This window comes from Wolbachia endosymbiont of Madathamugadia hiepei (assembly GCF_013366855.1).
Classification (GTDB): domain Bacteria; phylum Pseudomonadota; class Alphaproteobacteria; order Rickettsiales; family Anaplasmataceae; genus Wolbachia.
The window spans coordinates 1-3,204 of record NZ_WQMP01000119.1 but is presented as its reverse complement, the minus strand read 5'-3'; the positions used below and the strand labels follow the sequence as shown (position 1 = coordinate 3,204).

Below are 3,204 nucleotides of genomic sequence, written 5' to 3'. Positions count from 1 at the left end.
ATTTTTTCTACGCTTATTTCATATTCTTTACAACGCAAAAAACCTTCCATTTCCAACTCTTTCTTCCTCGGCTAATCCATAGTTAGCGTTTGTAGGTGTGAGAAAACAAATGGTGTACTTTATTTTGCGCCATTGTATTGAACGCGATAGTGCGAGGTCTGAGGAAGGAGAAAGATTATCATTCCAAAGCGTAATGGATATTTTAAGTGAAACGACGCTTAGATTTATTACTCTTGAGTATTTTTATGGATTGATAAATTTTCGAGATCAAAGTAGAAATACATTATTGCACCAAGCTGTTAGAGATAATAACACTCAGGCAATAGAGGTCTTTTTTAGCTATGATATCAATCCTTTGATAAAGAACCAAAAAGGTGAAATTCCATTAGATTTAGCTCAAGGAAAAACAAGAGACGCGCTTGTTAAAGGTATGAAAAAACAAGCTGACTCGAAGAAGTGGAGCGCTGTATGTAATAGTTCATTTGGCGTTATACCTGGCGTTTTTCTTGGTGTTGGACTGGGTGTTGGTAGTGCTTTAGCAGGTCCTTCGATGGCTATCATATTGGGTGCAGCAGGAGTATTTACTCTCGTTGCTGGAATAGCGGTTGGACTAGCTATATATTTCTTAAGTTATGACTATAAACAGGCTAAATCGATAGAAAAGGCGATTAATTCTGAGCCGTCTTCTGCGCTCACAAATGATAAAAAAGCGCCTGTAACTGCGGGTGGAGAAAAGCGACAACATGCCTAACAAAACCTGCTCTTGCGGTTCTTGCCATACACTTGATGAATGCTTTTTATTACATTACTACGGGCAACCGTTTTTTCTTCACCTAAATCCATATCTTTGACCTTTAAGGTTTTGCTGCTCAGTTCTTCATCACCAAAAATAAGTGCAACTTTAGCATCCGCTTGATTTGCTTTTTTCATTCGGGTTTTGAGAGTTCCGCTATACCCATAGATTACATATAAACCATTTCTGCGCAGCTCATTCGCAAGTGTCAGAGCATATTCTTCAGCCTCTTTGCCAATAGGAATTAGATAAACAGCTCTTTCCTCTTGCATAAAACGGTTGGCCAGTTCCATTATGCGCTCAATACCTCCTGCAAATCCTATTGCCGGAGTATACTTTCCACCTACTGAAGATACTAGATTATCATATCTTCCTCCTGCAAAAACTGCTCCTTGGCTACCCAAATCTTCTGTGACGAATTCAAACACTGTGTGGCAGTAATAATCTAAACCTCGGACCAATTTATCATTTACAGTATAAGGTATATCAAGAATTGTTAACCCATTTAGTATTTGCTTAAAGAAACTCAAGGACTCTTTTGTATAATAGTCACTGATTTTAGGTGCACCAGAGATTATTTCTTTATCTATCTTGTCCTTGGAATCTAATATTCTGAGTGGGTTCTTAATCAATCGACTTTGGCTATCTTCTGATAGGTCGTTTTGAAACTTTTTAAAATATGATATCAAGGCTTCTCTATACTTACTTATTGTTTCACCATCGCCCAAAGAATTAATTCCCAGCCTTACATTTTTATCGATACCAAATTCAGTTAATAGATGCTGAGCAAGTGTAATCAATTCAATATCGGCTTTTGGATCTTCTATGCCGAAAGCTTCAAAATTTATTTGATGAAATTGTCTTTGTCTCCCCTTTTGCGGTCTTTCATAGCGAAATGCAGGTCCTGTCGAGAATAATTTTACCGGTGTTTGCAGTTTTTTTTCAATCAAAAGCCTGACAACCGCTGCGGTGAACTCAGGACGTAAAGTTATGCTCTTGCCTCCTTTATCATTAAAGGTATACATCTCTTTATTGATGATATCTGAGCTATCACCTAAGGTTTTTGTGAAGACTTCTGTATATTCAAATATTGGAGTTTCAGCAGGCAAAAAGCCATATAAACTTGAAATTTCACTCGCTGTTTGTTGAACATATTTAAACCTATGCCATTCATCAAACAGAAGATCTTTTGTTCCTCTAACTGTTTGATTAATCATAGCATAGTCTCTATACCCGAAACTTCTGGTATGTGGTAGCACAGCATATTTTGCACTCCTTGTTTGAGAGTAATTGCAGCACTTGGACATCCAGAACAAGCTCCTTGCAACTCAACGTAAACTATTCCGTCTTTATAGCCACGAAATTTGATATCACCACCATCTTGAGCAACTGCAGGTTTAATATAGCTTTCCATCAACTCTTTTATCCTGTTTACAATTTCTATATCATTTGCATCAAAAAATTCTTCTTCTAGTATATTATTATCATTCACCCCTTCCTTATCCAGTGCTTTTTCACCGGAAGTAAAGTGATCCATAATCGTAGTTAAAATTTCCACTTTTAATATATCCCAATTAATGCCATCCGGCTTTGTAACTGAAATAAAATCATGACCAAAAAATACTCTTATCACATGTTCTATTTGAAAAAGGTTCGCTGCTAGTTTAGAATTTTTTATTTCATCCGCATTTGAAAAATCAGCCGTTTCTCCTTCGTTTAAAATTGCAAACCCAGGAAGAAATTTTAGCGTGTTTGGGTTTGGTGTTTCTTCAATTTGAATGAACATGTTGTTTACCATGACGACTATAATTGTTACTATTTAATCACAAAATGATAAAAAATATACATGTCATTCATCTTTTTTCTTTTTTTGATATTCATAGTAATTACTTTTGTCTTGCCTAGCGTTGTTGTATTTTTTCTCTTCCTAACAAAAAGAAATAACATAGGTTTCATGATGAATTCTATATTGAGTAGATTTTTGAACGAATGCAACAGCAGTAGAAGTTATACTAAAAATGAAGCCGGTGATAATATGTCCACAGATGAGGCACTAAAAATATTGGGGCTAAATCCTGAAGCAAGCAAAAACGAAATCAACAAAGCATATCAAAATTTAATGAAGTTAGTTCACCCAGATAAAGGAGGCTCAGAATATTTTGCACAAAAGTTAAATGCAGCACGTGATAGATTGCTGAGGAGATAATAAATTCCTTGCATGACCTAAGCAGGGAAAAAGACAAAAGAAACCCTAGTCAGTATTTATTTTTAGTATTGGCGTTTTTATGCCTCAAACGCTGCAGTTTAGCTGCTTTTAAACGCAACTAGTCTAAGCTATAATATTTAAGAAATTTACCAGACAGGTTAAAATGACAAGAAAACTTGTATTTGGCGTACTATTGTTTAATTTT

At 35.6% G+C, this 3,204-nt stretch carries 4 protein-coding genes; 2 read left to right on the top strand and 2 right to left on the bottom strand.

The window, feature by feature from the left end; all coding sequences use genetic code 11:
• Positions 1-97: 97 nt before the first annotated feature.
• Complete coding sequence (locus tag GO685_RS04345) at positions 98-751, top strand: ankyrin repeat domain-containing protein (RefSeq protein WP_175937730.1); 654 nt, start codon at positions 98-100, stop codon at positions 749-751.
• Here GO685_RS04345 and hisS read toward each other — a convergent pair.
• Positions 748-2,010 (bottom strand): histidine--tRNA ligase, encoded by a 1,263-nt coding sequence (gene hisS, locus GO685_RS04340; protein ID WP_175937729.1) that lies wholly within the window; start codon positions 2,008-2,010, stop codon positions 748-750. The two genes, GO685_RS04345 and hisS, sit on opposite strands and share 4 nt — an antisense overlap.
• On the bottom strand, positions 2,007-2,579 hold the full coding sequence (locus tag GO685_RS04335; protein ID WP_175937728.1) for a NifU family protein: 573 nt from the start codon (positions 2,577-2,579) through the stop codon (positions 2,007-2,009). Before GO685_RS04335 ends, hisS begins: the two co-directional genes overlap by 4 nt.
• 168 nt (positions 2,580-2,747) lie before the next feature.
• Here GO685_RS04335 and GO685_RS04330 point away from each other — a divergent pair, with 168 nt between their 5' ends.
• A complete protein-coding gene (locus tag GO685_RS04330) occupies positions 2,748-2,999 on the top strand; it encodes a DnaJ domain-containing protein (protein WP_246226425.1) in 252 nt (83 codons plus the stop codon).
• The last annotated feature ends 205 nt before the right edge of the window (positions 3,000-3,204 follow it).

Bases quoted from the DNA above. Each gene is read 5' to 3' on its own strand.
- hisS (WP_175937729.1), bottom strand. From the start codon at position 2,010: ATGATTAATCAAACAGTTAGAGGAACAAAAGATCTTCTGTTTGATGAA.
- GO685_RS04335 (WP_175937728.1), bottom strand. From the start codon at position 2,579: ATGTTCATTCAAATTGAAGAAACACCAAACCCAAACACGCTAAAATTT.
- GO685_RS04330 (WP_246226425.1), top strand. From the start codon at position 2,748: ATGATGAATTCTATATTGAGTAGATTTTTGAACGAATGCAACAGCAGT.